Source organism: Kitasatospora sp. NPDC023120, assembly GCF_055560835.1.
This window is the reverse complement of the sequence record NZ_JBVHHY010000008.1, coordinates 212,206-230,786: the sequence shown is the minus strand read 5'-3', so window position 1 is coordinate 230,786 and position 18,581 is coordinate 212,206. Positions and strand designations below refer to the sequence as shown.

The window sequence follows — 18,581 nt, the reverse complement described above, 5'->3', positions numbered from 1 at the left end:
CTCCGCCGTACGGGACGGCTAGCGCAGCCCGGTCGAGCGCCGCAGCGCCGTCTGCAGCAGCCGGTCGATCAGCTCCGGGTACGAGACCCCGCTGGCCTCCCACATCTTCGGGTAGGCCGAGATCGGGGTGAAGCCGGGCATGGTGTTGATCTCGTTGATCACCCAGGAGCCGTCCTCCAGCAGGAAGAAGTCGACCCGGGCCAGGCCCTCGCAGCCGAGCGCCTCGAAGGCCTCGATCGCCTGGCGCTGGATCTCGGCGAGCTCCTCGGGGGTGAGGTTCGCCGGGATCTGCACGTCGGAGGAGTCGATGTACTTGGCCTCGAAGTCGTAGAAGTCGTAGCCCTCGCCGACCAGGACCTCGCCGGCCACGCTGGCCCGCGGGCCGTCCTCGAACTCCAGCACGCCGCACTCGATCTCGCGGCCGGTGACGCCCGCCTCGATGATCAGCTTGGGGTCGTGCCGACGGGCCTCCTCGATCGCGGCGTCGAGGTCGGCCAGGTCCTTCACCTTGGTGATGCCGATGCTGGAGCCGGCCCGGCAGGGCTTCACGAACAGCGGCAGGCCCAGCTCGGCGGCCCGCTCGCGCACCGCCGCGCGGCCCGTCTCGGTCTCCCAGTCGCGCGGCCGCACGATGGTGTAGCGGCCGACGCCCAGGCCGTGCGAGGCCAGGACCCGCTTCGCGAACTCCTTGTCCATGCCGACCGCGCTGGCCAGCACGCCGTTGCCGACGTACGGGACGCCGGAGAGCTCCAGCAGGCCCTGCAGGGTCCCGTCCTCGCCCCACGGGCCGTGCAGCAGCGGGAACACCACGTCGACGTCGCCGAGGGCCTTGGGGGCGCTTCCCGGCTCGCTCAGCAGCACCTCCCGGTTGCCCGGGGCGACCGGCAGCGCGACCTGCGCGTCGACGGACTCGGCGACGTGTGCCACGTCCGGCAGCCTGCCGTCGGTGATGGCCATCCGGGCCGGCTCGTCGCTGGTCAGCGCCCAGCGGCCCTCGTGCGTGATGCCGATCGGCAGCACGTCGTACTTGTCGCGGTCGATCGCCCTGAGCACACTGCCCGCGGTGGAGACCGAGATGGCGTGCTCGGAGCTGCGCCCGCCGAAGACCAGCGCGACGCGCGGCTTCGAGGCGGACGGGTTCGGGGAGGACTGTTCGATGCTCATATCGGGTTTGAGACTACCGTGCGACGTGTTTCCGGCACGTCAACCGTCCCGGCGACCGCCTCCCCCGCCCTGTCGGCGCCCCCGGAGACCCCAGGGACCCCGGCGCCGTCGACGCCGTCAGCGCCGCCGCTCCGCCTTCGCCGAGCGCGACATCAGCGTCTGCAGCGCCTCCTGGGTCGGCCGCCCGTTGTGCACCACGTCCACCACGGCCTCGACGATCGGCATGTCGACGCCGTTGCGCCGGGCCAGGTCCAGCACGGACTCGCAGGACTTCACGCCTTCCGCGGTCTGCCGGGTGGCCGCGATGGTCTCCGCGAGCGACATGCCGCGGCCCAGGTTCATGCCGAAGGTGTTGTTGCGGGACAGCGGCGAGGAGCAGGTGGCGACCAGGTCGCCCATCCCTGCGAGCCCCGCGAAGGTGTGCGGGTCGGCGCCCAGCACCTCGCCGAGCCGGGTGGTCTCGGCCAGCCCGCGGGTGATCAGCGTCGCCTTGGTGTTGTCGCCGAGGCCCATGCCGGCCGCCATGCCGACCGCCAGGCCGATCACGTTCTTGACCGCACCGCCGAGTTCGCAGCCCACCACGTCGGTGTTGGTGTACGGCCGGAAATACGGCGTGTGGCAGGCCGCCTGGAGCCGCTTGGCGACCGCCTCGTCGGTGCAGGCGACGACGCTGGCCGCGGGCTGCCGATTGGCGATCTCCTTGGCCAGGTTGGGCCCGCTGACCACCGCGACGCGCTCCGGACCGACCTTGGTGACCTCGTCGATCACCTCGCTCATCCGCTTGGCGGTGCCGAGTTCGATGCCCTTCATCAGGCTCACCAGCACGGTCTGCGGCTCGATCAGCGGCGTCCAGGCGGCCAGGTTGTCGCGCAGCGTCTGCGAGGGCACCACCAGGACGGCGAAGTCGGCCCCGGCCAGCGCCTCGGCGGCGTCCGTGGTGGCCCGCACGGTGTCGGGCAGCCGGACGCCCGGCAGGTAGTCCGGGTTCTCGTGCGTGGAGTTGACGGCGTCCACCAGCTCCTGGCGGCGGGCCCAGAGCACGACCTCGCAGCCCGCGTCGGCGAGCACCATCGCGAAGGCGGTGCCCCAGGAGCCGGTCCCCATCACGGCGCAGCGCGTCACTTGCCGGCCTCCTCGGCGCCCTTGCCCGGCTCGCCCTTGGCGCGCCGGCGCTCGGCCAGCGCCGCGGCGGCGCGCTCCCGGGCCGCCTTGCGCATGTCGTAGCGCTCGGCCGGCGGCTGCTCCCCGCGGACCTCGGCCAGCACGGCGGTGATCGCCGTCATGATGTCCTCGGTCGCGTCCGCGAGCACCTGGGCGGTGAGCTCCTGGCCCCGGTACTTGCTCAGGTCCACCGCGGGACCGGCCGCGACCGTCACCTTGTGGCGCGGGAAGAGGTTGAACTTGCCCTTCCCGTAACCGGGCCGGCCGTACGGCGGGATGATCTCGTGCGCGCCCCAGTGGGCGACCGGGATGACCGGCGCGCCGGTCATCAGCGCGACCCGGGCGACGCCGTTCTTGCCGGTCATCGGCCACAGGTCCGGGTCCCGGGTGAGCGTTCCCTCCGGGTAGAACTGCACGCACTGACCGCTGTTGACGGCGTCGATCGCGGCCCGGAACGCCTGCGCGGCATCGGTCGACTCGCGGAACACCGGAATCTGGCCGGTCTTGCGCAGCATGAATCCGATGAAGGGAATCGAGAACAGCGAGGACTTGCCGAGAATGCGCGGCGGGCGACCACTGTTGTACTGCCAGTGCGCGTAGATCACCGGGTCGATGATCGAATTGTGGTTCACCGCGGCGATGAAGCCGCCTTCTTTCGGAATGTGCTCCCAACCCCGCCAGTCGGGCTTCACCAGGGCGGTCGTCACCGGCTTCACCAGCACGGCCGCGAAGCGGTACCAGATGCCGTAGTCGGCGTTGCCGAACTTGGCGTACGAGCGGCGGGCCACCCCAGCTCCTTCTCATCCGAGTGCGGCACGTGGAGTGCCGCCGTCATGGCCTCCCGGTGCGGCGCACCGGTGCCGTCGGTGCCCGGGCCACGGGCGCGGAACAGTCTCGCCCGCCCGCTCACCGGCTGTCGAGCGACCGCGCCAACGCGCCGGGCAGGCGTGATCAAACGCACGTCCGCACAGTTCGGACGGCCTGGCGAGGGCTCCGGGACCGGCGACACAATGACGCCGATGACCCAGGACACCGTACGCCCCAGCGGGCCCGTCGCGCCCGCCGCACCCACCGCCGGCTGGTCGCTGGTGCTCCCGCTCAAGCCGCTCGCGCTGGCGAAGAGCAGACTCGCCCCGTACGCCGGAGCGCACCGGGCCGACCTGGCGCTGAGCTTCGCGCTCGACACCGTCACGGCCGCGCTCGCCACCCCGGGCGTCGCCCGCGTCCTGGTGGTCACCCGGGACGCCGTGGCCGGTGCCCGACTTGCCGCGCTGGGCGCGCTGGTGGTCGCCGACGAACCCGGCGGCGGCCTCAACCGGGCGCTGGCGCACGGCGCGTCGGCCGCCCTGGCACTCGCCCCGCGGGCCCCGCTGGCCACCCTCTCGGCGGACCTGCCGGCCCTGCGCCCCGCCGAACTCGCCCGGGTGCTGGGCGCGGTGCCGCCGGACGGCCGGGCGTTCCTGCCCGACTCCCCCGGCCTCGGCACCACACTGCTCGCCTGCACGCCCGGCCGGCCGCTCTCCCCCGCCTTCGGGGACGGCTCGCGGGCCCGGCACGCGACCGGCGGTGCGCTCGAACTGCGGCTCGCGGACGTGGAGTCGGTGCGACGGGACGTCGACACCGGTACGGACCTCGGCGAGGCCGCGGCGCTCGGCCTCGGCCCGCACACCAGCGCGCTGTTCGCCCGCCTGAGCCTGTCCTGAGCCCGCCCCGCGCCCTTCCCGCAACCCGCACCTCAACCCGCACCGATCCCGCCCTGCGGCCCGTCCGGAGCACCGAGCGACCCACGGCCCGGGTCCTGGCCCCGGGTTCGGACCGGCCCGCTCGCTATGCTGCTGACATGCAGGCCACCGCGTTCACCTTCGACCCCGCCACCCGGGCCGGCTCCGTGCTGCTCGACGACGGGACCCCGGTGCCGTTCGATGCGGCCGCCTTCGACGCCGGCGGCCTGCGGCTGCTGCGGCCCGGCCAGCGGGTGCGGATCCGCACCGAGGGCACCGGCGAGGCCCGCCGGGTGGTCTTCGTGACGCTGCAGACCTTCCCGGACCCCGCCGACGGCTGACCCCGCCGACGGCTGACCCCGCCGAGGGCGCCTGCCCCGGGATCCTCCGACCACCGACCATCCGGTGCCCCGCCCCGAGGCCTCGATCGGAAGGCGAGTGGGCGAGTCACACCGTCGAATCCTGACTAAGCGCCCGGAAATCGGAAGAGCCGCGGCGACCGGTCTCCGCGAATTCGCGGGAGGGGCGCCGCGGCTCTTGGCCGAAGGCCGTCCGAGGACGGTCGCGCGGGACTTACTTGGCGGTGGTCTTGCGCGCGGTGGTCTTGCGGGTGGCGGTCTTCTTCGCCGGAGCCGTCTTCTTGGCGGTGGCGGTCGCCTTCTTCGCGGCGGTGGCCGTGGTCTTCTTGGCGGCGGCGGTGGTGGTCGCCTTCTTGGCGGCGGCCGTCTTCTTGGTCGCGGCAGCCGTGGTCTTCTTGGCGGCGGCCGTGGTCTTCGCGGCGGTGGTCTTCGCCGCGGTCTTCTTGGCGGTGGCGGTCGCCTTCTTCGCGGCGGTGGCCGTGGTCTTCTTGGCGGCGGCGGTGGTGGCCGTCTTCTTGGCGGCGGCCTTCTTGGTGGCCGGAGCGGCGGCGGCAGCGGCGGTGGCGGCACGCTTGGTGGCGGCGCGCTTGGCGGCCGGGGTGGCGGCGACACCGCTCTTGCCCGGGGTGAGGGAGCCCTTGGGGGCCTTCTTCACCGAGGGGCCTTCCTTCGGCAGCTTCTTGCTGCCGCTGACCAGGTCCTTGAAGCCCTGGCCCGGGCGGAAGCGGGGCACCGAGGTCTTCTTGACCTTGACGCGCTCGCCGGTCTGCGGGTTGCGGGCGAAGCGCGCGGAGCGCTCCACCTTCTCGAAGGTGCCGAAACCGGTGACCGAAACCCGGTCGCCGGCCACGACGGCACGGACCATGGTGTCGAGCACTGCGTCGACGGCCTCTGCGGCAGCCTTGCGACCGCCCAGCTGCTCGGCCACCGCTTCGACAAGCTGAGCCTTGTTCACGTCTTCCCCTTCGGAAACGGGCGCCGGATGATTCCATCCGTTCTTTTCGCACGTTAGGTATGTATCTGCGGACTTTCAATTACCAAACGCGCGAATCACCCTAGTGTCGCAATGGATTTGCGCGTCGGCGACCTCAGCCGAGCGGCGGGCGCCCCTCGTCGAGGTCATGTACAAAGCGACTCAACCGCCTTGCCGCCTCCGGAAGATCGCGCTTGGCGGTCTCGGTGACGATGAGGAGTTGACGGGTGAGAGCGGTCTTTGCATCGGCAGACACGTTCAGCGCATGCACGCGGGCGTGAGCTTGCTTCAACCGCTCGGCCACGAGCGCGTAGAGCGCTGCGACTTCCTGGTCGTCCGGCCCCTCAGCTGGCGCGGAGGTGACGTCCGGCCGATCGTCAATTCGGCGTTCGGATGGCCGGCCCATGGAGTCCTCAGCCGCGGGTTCGCCGCCCGCGTACGGAGGTTCATGGTGCCGGTGCATGTACTGATTGTGCCATCTACCCGCAGTTGTACTTGCGCGGGGCCCTCTTCCGCAAAGCCAAATGGGCAATCCGGGGCGGGCCGCGGCGCTAACTCGTGCTCCGGAACGACGGATGGCCCGGCCCCCCCGAGGGGAGCGCGGGCCATCCGGTGGATCGTCAGAATGCTTGTTCTGAAGGGAACTCAGGCGACCGGCAGAGTACGGGGCTTGAACGCCGGGCGGGTCGCCTCGAAGGCCGCGATGTCGGCCTCGTTCTGCAGCGTGATGCTGATGTCGTCCAGGCCGTTGAGCAGCCGCCAACGGACGTTGTCGTCCAGTTCGAAGGCCGCCGTGACGCCCTCGGCCCGCACTTCGCGCGCCTCCAGGTCAACGGTGATCTCGGCCGAAGGGTCACTCTCGGTGAGCGCCCAGAGCCGTTCCACGGTCTCCTGCGGCAGGACGACCGTCAGCAGGCCGTTCTTCAGGGAGTTGCCCCGGAAGATGTCGGCGAAGCGCGAGGAGATGACCGCGTGGAAGCCGTAGTTCTGCAGCGCCCAGACGGCGTGCTCGCGGGAGGAGCCAGTGCCGAACTCGGGGCCGGCCACCAGGACCGTGGCGCCCTGCCGCTCGGGCCGGTTGAGGATGAACGACTCGTCCTTGCGCCAGGCTTCGAACAGCCCGTCCTCGAAGCCGGATCGGGTGACCTTCTTGAGCCAGTGGGCCGGGATGATCTGGTCGGTGTCCACGTTGCTGCGGCGCAGCGGGACGGCCCGGCCGGTGTGGGTGGTGAACTTCTCCATGGCTCAGGCCTCCACGCTGTGCTGGGTCGAAGAGAGGGCTTCGGCGGTCAGGTCGGACGGGGCGGCGAGGCGGCCCAGCAGGGCGGTCGCGGCGGCGACCTGCGGGGAGACCAGGTGGGTGCGGCCGCCCTTGCCCTGCCGGCCCTCGAAGTTGCGGTTCGAGGTGGAGGCGCAGCGCTCGCCCGGGGCCAGCTGGTCCGGGTTCATGCCCAGGCACATCGAGCAGCCCGCGTGGCGCCATTCGGCACCGGCGGCGGTGAACACCTTGTCCAGGCCTTCCTCGACGGCCTGCAGGGCGACCCGGACGGAGCCGGGAACCACCAGCATCCTCAGCCCGTCGGCGATCCGCCGGCCCTCCAGCAGGGCGGCGGCGGCCCGCAGGTCCTCGATTCGGCCGTTGGTGCAGGAGCCGACGAAGACGGCGTCGACCTTCACCTCGCGCAGCGGGGTGCCGGCCTCCAGTCCCATGTACTTCAGGGCGTTCTCGGCGGCCAGGCGCTCCTGCGGGTCGGCGAAGGAGGCCGGGTCCGGCACGTTCGAGCCCAGCGGGGCGCCCTGGCCGGGGTTGGTGCCCCAGGTGACGAACGGGCTCAGCTCGCTCGCGTCGATGAAGATCTCGTGGTCGAAGACCGCGTCCTCGTCGGTGCCCAGGGTCTTCCAGTACGCGACGGCCGCGTCCCAGTCCTCGCCCTGCGGGGCGTGCGGGCGGCCCTCGAGGTACGCGAAGGTGGTCTCGTCCGGGGCGATCATGCCGGCCCGGGCGCCGGCCTCGATCGACATGTTGCAGATGGTCATCCGGGCCTCCATGGACAGGCTCCGGATCGCCGAACCGCGGTACTCCAGGACGTAGCCCTGGCCGCCGCCGGTGCCGATCCTGGCGATGACGGCCAGGATCAGGTCCTTGGCGGTGACGCCCTCGGGCAGTTCGCCCTCGACGGTGATCGCCATGGTCTTGAACGGCGCCAGCGGCAGGGTCTGGGTGGCCAGCACGTGCTCGACCTGGCTGGTGCCGATGCCGAACGCCAGGGCGCCGAAGGCGCCGTGGGTGGAGGTGTGGGAGTCGCCGCAGACCACGGTCATGCCGGGCTGGGTCAGGCCGAGCTGCGGGCCGACGACGTGCACGACGCCCTGCTCGACGTCGCCGAGCGAGTGGATCCGGACGCCGAACTCGGCGGCGTTCCGGCGCAGGGTCTCCAGCTGCACCTTGGACACCGGGTCGGCGATCGGCTTGTCGATGTCCAGGGTGGGGGTGTTGTGGTCCTCGGTGGCGATCGTCAGATCGGTACGGCGGACCGTGCGGCCCGCCAGGCGCAGCCCGTCGAAGGCCTGCGGGCTGGTGACCTCGTGGAGCAGGTGCAGGTCGATGAACAGGAGGTCGGGCTCGCCCTCCGCACGTCGCACGACGTGGTCGTCCCAGACCTTCTCTGCGAGTGTCCGTCCCATCGGATTCCCTCCAGCCGGCCGCGTTGCCGGCCTTCTCGTGTCGTCGAGGTCAAAGCGTGCGCCGCCCAGTGCGGAGCGCGTTCGCGCGACCTGCACGCCGGATCGCTGTCCACGATGCGGACACTCGGACGAGGCCCCATCCTGGATGTCTCCCGGGCTGCTGCATCCAGAGTGGCGCTTTTCCCGGAAGATTGAACTTGCGTCTCGCGGAATGAGACTGCAGTCTTAGAGCATGGACAACACTAGTGGCGTCGGCGTTCTCGACAAGGCCGCTCTGGTGCTGAGCGCACTGGAGTCGGGCCCCGCCACGTTGGCGGGGCTGGTCGCCGCCACCGGTCTGGCGCGCCCCACGGCCCACAGACTCGCCGTCGCACTCGAACACCACCGTCTGGTCACCAGGGACATGCAGGGGCGCTTCATCCTCGGCCCCCGCCTGTCCGAACTCTCCGCCGCGGCGGGCGAGGACCGGCTGCTCGCCACCGCGGGCCCGGTCCTGACCCACCTGCGCGACGTCACCGGCGAGAGCGCACAGCTCTACCGCCGCCAGGGCGAGATGCGGATCTGCGTAGCCGCCGCCGAGCGGCTCTCCGGCCTGCGGGACACCGTCCCGGTCGGCAGCACCCTGCCGATGAAGGCCGGCTCGGCCGCCCAGGTCCTGCTGGCCTGGGAGGAGCCGGAGCGGCTCCACCGCGGACTGCAGGGCGCCCGGTTCACCGCCACCGCGCTGAGCGGCGTCCGGCGGCGCGGCTGGGCCCAGTCCATCGGCGAGCGCGAGCCGGGCGTCGCGTCCGTCTCCGCACCCGTCCGCGGCCCCTCCAACCGGGTGGTGGCCGCAGTGTCGGTGTCCGGCCCGATCGAGCGCCTGACCCGCCACCCCGGCCGCCTGCACGCCCAGGCCATCATCGAGGCCGCGAACCGGCTCACCGAGGCCCTCCGCCGCAGCTGACCCGGCTGCGCCCCGGCTCCCCCGGGAAATCTCCCACCCACCCCACCGATGTCTCCCACCGCACTTCCCCCACCGACAGCCGAAAGGGCCCCGCTCCGAATCGAGCGGGGCCCTTCGACGAATTTCCCGGGGAAAGCAAAAAGACCCCGGGAACCGGGGCCTTCCGTTACTGGCTGGGGTACCAGGACTCGAACCTAGACTAAATGAACCAGAATCACTCGTGCTGCCAATTACACCATACCCCAACACAAAGCAAGGGCCGATGGGCGAGCCCATCGGCTTCCTGCTCTGAAGTACCCCCGACCGGATTCGAACCGGCGCTACTGCCGTGAGAGGGCAGCGTGCTAGGCCGCTACACAACGGGGGCTTCCTGGCGATCCCTTGCGGGATCAGTACCCCCGACCGGATTCGAACCGGCGCTACTGCCGTGAGAGGGCAGCGTGCTAGGCCGCTACACAACGGGGGCTTTCCAGGTGATCCCTTGCGGGATCAGTACCCCCGACCGGATTCGAACCGGCGCTACTGCCGTGAGAGGGCAGCGTGCTAGGCCGCTACACAACGGGGGCTTGATCTTCATTTGTACTGCGGTACTGCGGTTACTGCAGTACTGCGCTGGGGTACCAGGACTCGAACCTAGACTAAATGAACCAGAATCACTCGTGCTGCCAATTACACCATACCCCACCAGAGTTGAACCCTCGTCGGGATCTTCTCAGGCGTTGCGCCTCTCGTTCGGTCCCGGCCGGGGGGCTTTCGCTCCCTCGTCCGTTCCCTCCCGGGCGGCGCAGAAAGAACATTACCCGACGTCGGCCCTGGCTCCAAAATCGATAACCCCAGGCAGCGGCCGGGAGGCCGGCGGACGGCCTCCGGGTACGCCGCGGGCCCGGCACGGAGCCGGGCCCGCGGCCTGCTCAGCGGCCCGTTCAGGCGGCGGGCAGGGCGTCCAGGGCGGAGCGCAGTCGGCGCAGCGTCTCGGGGCGCCCCAGCAGCTCCATGGACTCGAACAGCGGCGGCGAGACCCGGCGGCCGGTGACGGCCACCCGCAGCGGCGTGAAGGCGAACTTGGGCTTGATGCCCAGCCCGTCCACCAGCGCCTCGCGCAGCGCGGCCTGGATCGGCTCCGGGGTGAAGTCCGGGAGCTCCTCCAGGGCCTTGATGCTGGCCTCCAGCACCGGGCGGGCGTCCGCGGTCAGCACCTTGGCGGCGTCGTCCGGGTCGACGGCGAACTTCTCCGGCGCCACGAACAGGAAGCCGGCCATGTTGACGATCTCGCTCAGCACGACCATCCGCTCCTGGGTGAGCGGCGCGACCTTGGCGAGCACGTCCAGCTGCTCGGCGGTCGGCTCGGCCGGCAGCAGCCCCGCGGTCTGCAGGAACGGCACCAGCCGCCCGGCGAAGTCCTCCGGGGCCAGCTTGCGGACGTGCTCGGCGTTGATCGCCTCGCACTTCTTCAGGTCGAAGCGGGCCGGGTTGGCGTTCACCTTGGCGATGTCGAAGGCGGCGACCATCTCGTCGATGCCGAAGATGTCGCGGTCCTCGGCCAGCGACCAGCCCAGCAGGGACAGGTAGTTGAGCAGGCCCTCGGGGATGAAGCCGCGCTCGCGGTACAGGTTGAGCGAGGACTGCGGGTCGCGCTTGGAGAGCTTCTTGTTGCCCTCGCCCATCACGTACGGCAGGTGGCCGAAGCGCGGGGTGGTGCCGTTGCCGACGCCGATCTCGGCGAGCGCGGCGTACAGCGCGACCTGCCGCGGGGTGGAGGACAGCAGGTCCTCGCCGCGCAGCACGTGGGTGATGCCCATCAGCGCGTCGTCCACCGGGTTGACCAAGGTGTACAGCGGGGCGCCGTTGGCCCGGACGATGCCGTAGTCCGGCACGTTCTCCGGCTCGAAGGTGAGCGTGCCGCGCACCAGGTCGTCGAAGGAGATCGTCTTGTCGGGCATCCGGAAGCGCAGGATCGGCTCGCGCTTCTCCAGCTTGTAGACGGCGACCTGGTCGTCGGTCAGCTCGCGGCAGTGGCCGTCGTAGCCGGAGGGCTTGCCGGCCGCGCGGGCGGCCTCGCGGCGGGCGTCCAGCTCCTCGGTGCTGCAGTAGCAGTGGTAGGCGTGGCCGGCCTCGTGCAGGCGGCGGGCGACGTCCGCGTAGATGTCCATCCGCTGCGACTGGCGGTACGGCTCGTGCGGGCCGCCGACCTCCGGGCCCTCGTCCCAGTCGAAGCCGAGCCAGCGCATGGCGTCGAGCAGCTGGTTGTACGACTCCTCGGAGTCGCGGGCGGAGTCGGTGTCCTCGATCCGGAAGACCAGCGTGCCGCCGTTGTGGCGGGCGAAGGCCCAGTTGAAGAGGGCGGTGCGGACCAGGCCCACGTGGGGGTTGCCGGTCGGGGAGGGACAGAAGCGAACCCGGACGGCCGGGTCAGTGTTAGCCACGCTTGATCACCTTGTTGGTGAGAGTGCCGATGCCTTCGATGGAGACGGCGACCTCGTCGCCGACGTTGAGGGGGCCCACCCCTGCGGGCGTGCCGGTGAGGATGACGTCGCCGGGCAGCAGCGTCATGGCCTCGGAGATGTGGACGATCAGCTCGGCGACCGAGCGGACCATCAGGGAGGTGCGGCCGGTCTGGCGGAGCTCGCCGTTGACCGTGCAGGTGACGGCGAGGTCGCTCGGGTCCAGGTCGGTCTCGATCCACGGACCCAGCGGGCAGGAGGTGTCGAAGCCCTTGGCCCGGGCCCACTGGCCCTCGCGCTGCTGGACGTCCCGGGCGGTGACGTCGTTGGCGCAGGTGTAGCCGAGGATCACCTCGGGCACCCGCTCCAGCGGCACCTCGCGGCACATCCGGCCGATCACCACGGCCAGTTCGGCCTCGTGGTGGACGTCCGAGGAGAACGGCGGGTACGCGATGTTCTCGGTCGGACCGATCACCGCGGTGGACGGCTTGAAGAAGGTCAGCGGGACGTCCGGGACCTCGTGGCCCAGCTCCTGCGCGTGCGCCGCGTAGTTGCGGCCGACCGCCACGATCTTGTTCGGGAGCATCGGGCTGAGCAGCCGGACGTCCTGGAAGCGGTAGCTCTCGCCGGTGGGCTGGGGCTGGCCGAACGGGTGGCCGGCCAGCGCGTGGACGACCAGCGAGTCGGGCTGGGAAGGGTCGCCCTCCACCACGCCGAAGGAGACGCTGCCGGCGGCAGGGCTCCCTTCCCGGACGGAAAACCTGGCAATGCGCACGGCTGGGCTACCCCTCGCTTCGTCGGCCGCCCGGGGCGCGCCCGGGCGCTGGTGGGCGCCTCGCCCAAGGGTGGGCGCGACCCCGTCAATCGGCCTCCAGGCTATCGCGTGAGGCCTCGACTGACCGCTTTGCCCCTGTTCAGCGCGGTTGGGGCGGAAACCGCGCGGGTGGGACTCCAGAGCACGGCAGAGGGCGCCGTCGTCACCGGGTGACGACGGCGCCCTCTGCCGTGCGCGCTGGGTTCAGTCCGCCACGACGACGACCGGGGCGACCATCAGCTGGGTGCGCCGCGGGTTGGCGGTGACGGCCGGCAGCTCGGTGCCGTAGGTCACGACGTCCTCGGGCTTGCGGGCGCCCGGGATCTTGCTGAAGTCCTCGACCGAGGCCAGCGTCGTCCGGCGCGGGTTCGCCGTGGAGCGGCAGGACAGCGTGGACTTGGTGGCCTTCTTCGCCTGGGACATCGAGAGCACCTCGTGGTCGCGGCCGGGCGGATCCGCGCGGATCGGCACCGGCCTGAGTGGTTCCGAATGATTCGGAGGGGTTCTGGGCAGGCTGATCGGGGCCGTGCTCCGGAGACAGCCCACATTACGAGATCTCTTTCCACAGAGACCGTGACCAAAGCTACACATTAGTCTGTGACTTTGCTCACAAAATGCTGAGCAAAACGCAGATATCCGACATATCGCCGGATCGGAATTTCCCGACATTCGGCCGGTATCGGGCATTCCGGAAGGTCTGCGACTCTTTTCGATCTACGGTCCGGTTGGCATGTATCCGGCGAGTGTCCGAAAAATGCGGTATTCCGGTCCGGTTACCGCACAGTCAGTGAGATCCCGCAAGCGGTCGGTAGCGCCGGGCGCCGGGTTCCTGCGGCCCTTGTTGGGATTCCCCGGCTGTGCTGGAATGCGACGGACCGTGGGTAGGGAGTGGTCCACCCCGGTGACCCGCTCTCCCGGACCGGCCGGGGAGCGAAGGAAACTCGACACCGTCCAGGCCGTGGCGACGCGGCGGGACGCCCGGTCCAGAGGTTGCGACGCCAGTGCAGGGACGTTTCAAAAGGGGTAGGGGCGCCGCGGGTAACCCGGAGTCTCGCGAGCCTGTGGCAGCCCCCCAGCAGGCGGCGGCGCCCGGCGGCCCGGCCGAGCCGATGACGCCCGAGGCCGTCGGCCGTCCGGAGGCGGACGGACAGGACAGGAAGTCCGCCCGGGGCAAGCTCCGGACCTCGCTGACCCGACGCCGGGCCACCGGTATCAACCGGCTCGCGATGCGCAACTGGCGCATCCGTACCCGACTGATCGCCCTGCTCGCCCTCCCCGTCCTGGTCTCGCTGGTCCTCGGTGGCCTGCGCATCCAGAGCTCGATGGAGAACTCGCAGCAACTCGCCCAGATGGCCAACCTGTCCGACCTGGCCAAGAAGGCGACCAACCTCGCGGACGCGCTGCAGACCGAGCGCGACATCAGCGCGGGCCCGATCACGGACAAGCCGAACGCCCCGCTGGACGACGACATCGTCGCCGCCCGCAAGGCCACCGACGATCTCAGCCGCACCTTCTCCGCGTCCTCCGACAGGTTCGACAACCTCGAACTGTCCGGCGGTAAGGCGCTGCTGCTGCAGATCCGCAAGGACCTGAACTCGATCGCGGACACCCGCAGCCTGCCGTACCAGAACAACCAGAACATCCAGTCGACGATCACCGCCTACGACGTGATCATCCGCGACCTGCTGTCCATCACCCAGGACATCGCGCTCGCCTCGAACAACAAGGACCTGGTCCTCTCCACCCGCGCGCTGCAGCAGTTCTCGCTCGCCAAGAACGCGACCTCGCAGCAGCGGGCCCTGATCAGCGCCGCGCTCGCCAACCCCAAGGGCCCCGACCTCAGCCTGAGCGACGAGTCCTTCGGTATCCGCCTGCGCGTGTCGTTCACCAACGCGGTCGACAGCTTCAACAACATCTACACCGCGCACGACCTGGACAACCTGCGCAGCCAGCTGAGCTACAACGGCGTCGTCGCCGACGCCGACCGCTACGCCCAGACCGTCCTCGTCCAGGGTGGTATCCGCCAGACCGAGCCGGTCACCTACAAGGACTGGTACGAGAAGTCCAGCGCCAAGATCTCCGCCGAGCGCCGGATCGAGTCCAAGCTCATCGAGAACCTCGACGGCAAGGCCCAGGACCTGCAGTCCCAGGCCGACACCGACGCGCTGATCATCGGTGTCGCGGTCGCCCTGGTGCTGCTCGTCGCCCTCGGTGGCGCCGGTCTGATCGCCCGCTCGATGGTGCGCTCGCTGACCCGTCTGCAGGCCGCGGCCGAGGACGTCGCCGAGCGCCGTCTGCCCGAGCTGGTCAAGACCCTCTCCGAGAGCGACCCGCACGACGTCGACACCACGGTCGAACCGGTCGCCGTCGACTCCGCCGACGAGATCGGCCACGTGGCGCACGCCTTCGACATGGTGCACAGCGAGGCCGTCCGCCTCGCCGCCGAGCAGGCCCTCCTCCGCGGCAACATCAACGCGATGTTCACCAACCTCTCGCGCCGCAGCCAGGGCCTCATCCAGCGCCAGCTGTCGCTCATCTCCGAGCTGGAGAGCCGCGAGGCGGACCCGGACCAGCTGGCCAACCTCTTCAAGCTGGACCACCTCGCGACCCGTATGCGCCGCAACGGCGAAAACCTCCTCGTCCTCGCCGGTGAGGACCCGGGCCGCCGCTGGACCAGGCCCGTCCCGCTGGTCGACGTGCTCCGCGCCGCCGCCTCCGAGGTGGAGCAGTACGAGCGCATCGAGCTCGCCGCCGTGCCGTCGGCCGAGGTCGCCGGCCGCGTCGTCAACGACCTCGTCCACCTGCTCGCCGAGCTGCTCGAGAACGCCACCTCGTTCTCCAGCCCGCAGACCCGCGTCCGGGTCACCGGCCACGCGCTGCCGGACGGCCGCGTGCTGGTCGAGATCCACGACACCGGCATCGGTCTGAGCCCCGACGACCTCTCCGAGATCAACGAGCGCCTCGCCAACCCGCCGACGGTGGACGTCTCGGTCTCCCGCCGCATGGGCCTCTTCGTGGTCGGTCGCCTGTCGCTGCGACACGGCATCCGCATCCAGCTGCGTCCCAGCGACTCCGGTGGCACCACCGCGCTGGTCATGCTCCCGGTGGACGTCACCAACTCCGGCGAGCGCCGCGGCCCCGGCCGGGCCGGTTCCGCGCAGGCCAAGCAGCAGCGCGGGGTCGCCCCGACGCCGCGTCAGCAGCGCCAGATGGCGCCCGGCCGCCAGGGCGGTCCGGCCGCGCTCGGCCAGGCCCCGGCCGGCGGTGCCCCGCAGGGCGGCCGCCCGCAGCTCGGCCAGGGTGGTCCGGCCGGACCGGGCCCGCAGGCCGGTCCGGGTGCGCCCGGCGGCCGCGCGGACGGTCTGCCGACCCGCCAGCGCGGCAAGTCGCTGCAGGAGAACCCGGTTTCGCCGGGCCAGCAGGCCAAGCAGGGCCAGGGTCGCAAGCCCGCGCAGCCGCAGCCGCAGCCGCAGCCGCAGCCGGGCCAGCAGGCCCCGCAGCAGCAGTCGCCGCAGGGCGGCCTGCCGCAGCGCGCCCCGGGCCGTCAGGGCCCGCCGCAGGCCGGCCCGAACGGCCTGCCCCGCCGCGGCCCCCGCCAGCAGGCCCCGCAGCAGCCCGGTCAGCCGCAGCCCGGCCAGGAGCGGCCGCGTCCCGGCGGCGAGTTCGACGGCGGTCCGGGCCCCCGGACCGGCGAGCAGCCCCAGCACGGCCGTCCCGGCGGTCCCGGTGCTCCGCAGCAGGGTGCCCGTCCGGGCAACCGTCCGCAGGGCGGTCTGCCGCAGCGCGCCCCCGGCCGTCAGGGCCCGGGCGGCCCGGGTGCCCCCGCCGGCCAGGGCGGTCCGGGTGCCCCCGGCCGTCCCACCCCGCAGGGTCAGCGCCGTCCGCAGCGTCCCGGCCCGGACGCGCCGCAGCGCGACCGCCAGCCGCAGCTGCCGCAGCAGCAGGCCCCGCAGCAGCCCCAGCCGCTGCCGTCGGCCGAGCCGGCGCCGGTGGAGAGCACCCAGCAGTTCGCCCGCCCGCGCTTCGAGGCCAGCCAGATCGACCCGCGTGACCCGCTGGGCCTCGGCCTGGTCGAGCCGGTGCTGCCGGACGTGCCGAACCCGGCCCGTCCGGAGCCGGTGCGCCAGGAGCAGGCCCCGCAGCAGCCGCAGCAGCTGCCGTACCAGGAGCCGATGGCGCTGCCGACCGGCCCGTCCGCGGTCGCCGGCCAGCAGCCCGTCGACCAGCAGCAGCCCTGGTACCCGCAGGGCGAGGCCCAGCAGCGGCAGGCTCGGCCGGGGTACCAGCCGCGCCGGCCCGGCACCACCGCTCCGGAGTTCCGGGAGCAGGGCCAGGCCCAGCAGGCCCCGCAGCAGCAGCAGCCGGGCGTCGGCGAGGCGCCCTGGCGCCCGTCCGCGAACGACGAGCGCTGGCGCCGCGCCGAGCAGGTCCGCGAGCCCTCGACCAACGGCGTCACCATGTCGGGCCTGCCCCGGCGGACCCCGCAGGCGAACCTGGTCTCCGGCACCGCCGAGGCCTCGCCGCTGACCGGTCCGCAGGTGTCCCGGGCCCCCGAGGAGGTCCGCGGCCGACTGACCAACCTGCGCCGCGGCATCCAGCAGGGCCGCCGGGCGGGAGCCGAACAATCCGGCAACCAGCCGGGCTTCCAGCATGGTGCCCAGCAGCCCGGATTCGATAGTTTCGGTGGCCGGAGCGACGGCAACGGCGCAGATCACCAGGAGCGTTGAGTTGAATCAGATGAGCCAGGCCGCACAGAACCTGAACTGGCTGATCACCAATTTCGTGGACAACACCCCCGGGGTGTCCCACACCGTGGTGGTCTCAGCGGACGGCCTCCTGCTGTGCATGTCCGAGGGCTTCCCCCGGGACCGCGCCGACCAGCTCGCCGCCGTCGCCTCCGGCCTCACCTCCCTCACCTCCGGCGCCAGCCGGATCTTCGAGGGCGGCGAGGTCAACCAGACCGTCGTCGAGATGGAACGGGGCTTCCTGTTCCTCATGGCCATCAGCGACGGCTCCGCCCTCGCCGTCCTGGCCGCACCCGACTCCGACATCGGCCTCGTCGGCTACGAGATGGCCCTGCTCGTCGACCGCGCCGGCGCCGTCCTCACCCCCGCACTCCGCGCGGAACTCCAGGGCAGTCTCCTGCACTGACCGGAGCCCGCGAGGATCCACCCACCCGTCCCACCTCCCCGCCGGGTCCGACCCGACCGGACCCGGCGTCTCACCCTCAGCTACCCTCAGGCAGCTGATCCGCCTCAGCTGGCACCCGCTCCAGCTGGAACCGGCTGCTCAAGGCTGCAGCACAAGGAGGACCCATGACCCCGCCCTCGACACCCGCCGGCCCGTACGGCAACGGGTACGGCAGCGGCTACGGCGGGCAGCAGTCCGACGGCTACGAGCAGCAGCCGCTGGTCCGCCCGTACGCGATGACCGGCGGCCGGACCCGTCCCCGGTACCAGCTCGCCATCGAGGCCCTGATCTCCACCACCGGCTCCGCCGAGCGCACCGGCGGGCTGCTGCCCGAGCACTCCCGGATCGTCAACCTCTGCCGTGAGGTCAAGTCCATCGCGGAGATCTCCGCACTGGCCGGTGTGCCGCTCGGGGTCGCCCGCATCCTCGTCGCCGACCTCGCCGAAGCCGGTCTCGTCGCCATCCACCAGCCCGCCGCCGCGGGCGAGTCGGGCGGAACGCCCGATGTCACGCTGCTCGAAAGGGTCCTCAGTGGACTTCGCAAGCTCTAACGGACCCGCCCGCGCCACGACGTCGGCCAAGATCGTCGTGGCGGGCGGCTTCGGTGTCGGCAAGACCACGCTCGTCGGCGCCGTCTCCGAGATCAACCCCCTGCGCACCGAAGCCGTCATGACCTCGGCCTCCGCCGGCATCGACGACATCAGCCACGTCTCCGGCAAGACGACCACCACCGTCGCCATGGACTTCGGCCGCATCACCCTCGACGAAGACCTCATCCTCTACCTCTTCGGCACCCCCGGACAGGACCGCTTCTGGTTCATGTGGGACGACCTCGTCCGCGGCGCCATCGGAGCCGTCGTCCTCGTCGACACCCGACGCCTCGCCGACTGCTTCCCGGCCCTCGACTACTTCGAGAACAGCGGACTGCCGTTCGTCGTCGCCCTCAACGGCTTCGACGGACACCAGCCCCACACCCCCGACGAAGTCCGCGAGGCACTCCAGCTCGGCGCCGACACCCCCGTCGTCACCCTCGACGCCCGCCGCCGCGACAGCGCCAAGAGCGCCCTCATCACCCTCGTCGAACACGCCCTCCTCGCCCGACTCCGCTGAGAACCGGCGAACGAGCG

The 18,581-nt window shown here is 71.5% G+C and carries 17 protein-coding genes and 5 tRNA genes; 7 read left to right on the top strand and 15 right to left on the bottom strand.

Going from position 1 to position 18,581, the window contains the following annotated elements; translation table 11 throughout:
- Positions 1–18 precede the first annotated feature (18 nt).
- The 3 genes from ACZ3TI_RS14405 to ACZ3TI_RS14395 form a co-directional block, all read right to left on the bottom strand.
- Positions 19–1,164 carry a D-alanine--D-alanine ligase family protein gene (locus ACZ3TI_RS14405; RefSeq protein ID WP_465726506.1) on the bottom strand — a complete coding sequence of 382 codons (1,146 nt, stop codon included), beginning with the start codon at positions 1,162–1,164 and terminating at the stop codon, positions 19–21.
- A gap of 117 nt (positions 1,165–1,281) precedes the next feature.
- Positions 1,282–2,286 (bottom strand): NAD(P)H-dependent glycerol-3-phosphate dehydrogenase, encoded by a 1,005-nt coding sequence (locus ACZ3TI_RS14400; protein ID WP_350634180.1) that lies wholly within the window; start codon positions 2,284–2,286, stop codon positions 1,282–1,284.
- Entirely contained in the window at positions 2,283–3,113 is an 831-nt protein-coding gene (locus ACZ3TI_RS14395; protein ID WP_465726505.1) for a lysophospholipid acyltransferase family protein, read from the bottom strand. The genes ACZ3TI_RS14400 and ACZ3TI_RS14395 overlap by 4 nt, the downstream gene beginning before the upstream one ends.
- A 231-nt stretch (positions 3,114–3,344) precedes the next feature.
- Here ACZ3TI_RS14395 and cofC point away from each other — a divergent pair, with 231 nt between their 5' ends.
- Positions 3,345–4,028: a 2-phospho-L-lactate guanylyltransferase gene (cofC, locus tag ACZ3TI_RS14390; RefSeq protein ID WP_465726504.1), complete on the top strand. Its 684-nt coding sequence runs from the start codon at positions 3,345–3,347 to the stop codon at positions 4,026–4,028.
- A 137-nt stretch (positions 4,029–4,165) separates the two neighbouring features.
- Positions 4,166–4,387 (top strand): hypothetical protein, encoded by a 222-nt coding sequence (locus ACZ3TI_RS14385; RefSeq protein WP_465726503.1) that lies wholly within the window; start codon positions 4,166–4,168, stop codon positions 4,385–4,387.
- A gap of 232 nt (positions 4,388–4,619) precedes the next feature.
- Here the strand turns inward: ACZ3TI_RS14385 and ACZ3TI_RS14380 are convergent, their stop codons facing one another.
- From ACZ3TI_RS14380 to leuC, 4 genes are all read right to left on the bottom strand, one after another.
- Positions 4,620–5,360, bottom strand: a complete 741-nt coding sequence (locus ACZ3TI_RS14380; protein ID WP_465726502.1) for an HU family DNA-binding protein — start codon at positions 5,358–5,360, stop codon at positions 4,620–4,622.
- 133 nt (positions 5,361–5,493) lie between these two features.
- Positions 5,494–5,841, bottom strand: a complete 348-nt coding sequence (locus ACZ3TI_RS14375; protein WP_380658828.1) for an SCO5555 family protein — start codon at positions 5,839–5,841, stop codon at positions 5,494–5,496.
- Between the two features lie 182 nt (positions 5,842–6,023).
- Positions 6,024–6,620, bottom strand: coding sequence for a 3-isopropylmalate dehydratase small subunit (gene leuD / locus ACZ3TI_RS14370; RefSeq protein ID WP_350524622.1), 597 nt, complete (start codon positions 6,618–6,620; stop codon positions 6,024–6,026).
- Positions 6,621–6,623: 3 nt separating this feature from the next.
- Entirely contained in the window at positions 6,624–8,063 is a 1,440-nt protein-coding gene (leuC, locus tag ACZ3TI_RS14365; protein WP_465726501.1) for a 3-isopropylmalate dehydratase large subunit, read from the bottom strand.
- Positions 8,064–8,295: 232 nt separating this feature from the next.
- On the opposite strand from leuC, the gene ACZ3TI_RS14360 reads away from it, so the two are divergent.
- Positions 8,296–9,009, top strand: coding sequence for an IclR family transcriptional regulator (locus ACZ3TI_RS14360; protein ID WP_030246527.1), 714 nt, complete (start codon positions 8,296–8,298; stop codon positions 9,007–9,009).
- Between the two features lie 170 nt (positions 9,010–9,179).
- On the opposite strand, the gene ACZ3TI_RS14355 is transcribed toward ACZ3TI_RS14360, so the two are convergent.
- The 8 genes from ACZ3TI_RS14355 to ACZ3TI_RS14320 form a co-directional block, all read right to left on the bottom strand.
- A tRNA-Gln gene (locus ACZ3TI_RS14355) sits at positions 9,180–9,254 on the bottom strand.
- 49 nt (positions 9,255–9,303) lie between these two features.
- A tRNA-Glu gene (locus ACZ3TI_RS14350) sits at positions 9,304–9,376 on the bottom strand.
- 26 nt (positions 9,377–9,402) lie between these two features.
- Positions 9,403–9,475: transfer RNA gene (locus ACZ3TI_RS14345), tRNA-Glu, on the bottom strand.
- 27 nt (positions 9,476–9,502) lie between these two features.
- Positions 9,503–9,575: transfer RNA gene (locus tag ACZ3TI_RS14340), tRNA-Glu, on the bottom strand.
- 46 nt (positions 9,576–9,621) lie between these two features.
- Positions 9,622–9,693: transfer RNA gene (locus tag ACZ3TI_RS14335), tRNA-Gln, on the bottom strand.
- 239 nt (positions 9,694–9,932) lie between these two features.
- The gene (gltX, locus tag ACZ3TI_RS14330) at positions 9,933–11,432 is read right to left on the bottom strand and encodes a glutamate--tRNA ligase (RefSeq protein WP_465726500.1); all 1,500 of its coding nucleotides are present in this window, start codon (positions 11,430–11,432) and stop codon (positions 9,933–9,935) included.
- Positions 11,425–12,225: a fumarylacetoacetate hydrolase family protein gene (locus ACZ3TI_RS14325; RefSeq protein ID WP_465726499.1), complete on the bottom strand. Its 801-nt coding sequence runs from the start codon at positions 12,223–12,225 to the stop codon at positions 11,425–11,427. Before ACZ3TI_RS14325 ends, gltX begins: the two co-directional genes overlap by 8 nt.
- A 243-nt stretch (positions 12,226–12,468) precedes the next feature.
- Positions 12,469–12,735, bottom strand: a complete 267-nt coding sequence (locus ACZ3TI_RS14320; RefSeq protein WP_465726498.1) for a hypothetical protein — start codon at positions 12,733–12,735, stop codon at positions 12,469–12,471.
- Positions 12,736–13,325: 590 nt separating this feature from the next.
- On the opposite strand from ACZ3TI_RS14320, the gene ACZ3TI_RS14315 reads away from it, so the two are divergent.
- The 4 genes from ACZ3TI_RS14315 (at position 13,326) to ACZ3TI_RS14300 (ending at position 18,564) form a co-directional block, all read left to right on the top strand.
- Positions 13,326–16,991, top strand: coding sequence for a nitrate- and nitrite sensing domain-containing protein (locus tag ACZ3TI_RS14315; protein WP_465726497.1), 3,666 nt, complete (start codon positions 13,326–13,328; stop codon positions 16,989–16,991).
- Positions 16,992–17,001: 10 nt separating this feature from the next.
- Positions 17,002–17,415: a roadblock/LC7 domain-containing protein gene (locus ACZ3TI_RS14310; protein ID WP_030291361.1), complete on the top strand. Its 414-nt coding sequence runs from the start codon at positions 17,002–17,004 to the stop codon at positions 17,413–17,415.
- A 164-nt stretch (positions 17,416–17,579) separates the two neighbouring features.
- Positions 17,580–18,005, top strand: coding sequence for a DUF742 domain-containing protein (locus ACZ3TI_RS14305; protein WP_465726496.1), 426 nt, complete (start codon positions 17,580–17,582; stop codon positions 18,003–18,005).
- A complete protein-coding gene (locus tag ACZ3TI_RS14300) occupies positions 17,986–18,564 on the top strand; it encodes a GTP-binding protein (RefSeq protein ID WP_465726495.1) in 579 nt (192 codons plus the stop codon). Before ACZ3TI_RS14305 ends, ACZ3TI_RS14300 begins: the two co-directional genes overlap by 20 nt.
- Positions 18,565–18,581: the final 17 nt, after the last annotated feature.

Coding starts and splice junctions, on each gene's coding strand:
- ACZ3TI_RS14405 (WP_465726506.1), bottom strand. CDS start 1,164: ATGAGCATCGAACAGTCCTCCCCGAACCCGTCCGCCTCGAAGCCGCGC.
- cofC (WP_465726504.1), top strand. CDS start 3,345: ATGACCCAGGACACCGTACGCCCCAGCGGGCCCGTCGCGCCCGCCGCA.
- ACZ3TI_RS14385 (WP_465726503.1), top strand. CDS start 4,166: ATGCAGGCCACCGCGTTCACCTTCGACCCCGCCACCCGGGCCGGCTCC.
- ACZ3TI_RS14375 (WP_380658828.1), bottom strand. CDS start 5,841: ATGCACCGGCACCATGAACCTCCGTACGCGGGCGGCGAACCCGCGGCT.
- leuD (WP_350524622.1), bottom strand. CDS start 6,620: ATGGAGAAGTTCACCACCCACACCGGCCGGGCCGTCCCGCTGCGCCGC.
- leuC (WP_465726501.1), bottom strand. CDS start 8,063: ATGGGACGGACACTCGCAGAGAAGGTCTGGGACGACCACGTCGTGCGA.
- ACZ3TI_RS14360 (WP_030246527.1), top strand. CDS start 8,296: ATGGACAACACTAGTGGCGTCGGCGTTCTCGACAAGGCCGCTCTGGTG.
- ACZ3TI_RS14310 (WP_030291361.1), top strand. CDS start 17,002: ATGAGCCAGGCCGCACAGAACCTGAACTGGCTGATCACCAATTTCGTG.
- ACZ3TI_RS14305 (WP_465726496.1), top strand. CDS start 17,580: ATGACCCCGCCCTCGACACCCGCCGGCCCGTACGGCAACGGGTACGGC.